At 43.8% G+C, this 655-nt stretch carries 1 protein-coding gene; it reads left to right on the plus strand.

All coding sequences use genetic code 11. The features are described from left to right. Positions 1-655 (plus strand): 3'-5' exonuclease (locus tag R7Z50_RS28165; protein WP_318149841.1); only part of this gene is annotated, 655 nt, incomplete at both ends.

A 655-nucleotide genomic window follows, 5' to 3' on the forward strand; every position in this document is an offset into this window, starting at 1 on the left:
TTGATCAATGGTGAGAAACCCGTGTTCTTCATCGCTCAAGAGCACATTGAGCAAACCCAAAACCTGGCGCTATCGAAAAGTATTCAAGTTGAAATTCGAACTCTTGAACTGAAAACGTTCGAGCATACCCCTCTCGCAGCTTGCTATACGAAAGTAACCAAAGAAGCACTCGTATTACAAGATCTGCTCTCACAGCAAGATATCGTGACTTACGAAGGCGATATACGACTCGCTGACCGCTATCTAATGGAGCGCTTTATTAAAGGGAGTGTGGAGTTTACAGGTCATCAGCAATCGCGAAATGGCTTTCATCGTATCCAGAATGCAAAGTGTCGAAGTGGTGACTATGAGCCTAAGTTGCATGTCGTTTCGCTAGACTTGGAGTGTTCAGAAAAAGGCATTCTTTACTCCATCGGTTTGGATAGCCCTCATGACTCTCGAGTCATTATGATTGGAGAACCAGAACCAGCTGAAACAAATATTCAATGGGTTCAAAATGAAAAAGCACTACTCGAAGCATTGATTGCTTGGTTTAAGTCGTTCGATCCTGATGTTATTGTTGGTTGGAACGTTATCGACTTCGATTTTCGTCTCCTTCATAAACGTGCGGAATGGCACAACATGAAGTTGATGTTGGGTCGCGCCGATCAGCCAA

This window comes from Vibrio sp. 1249-1 (genome assembly GCF_033340495.1).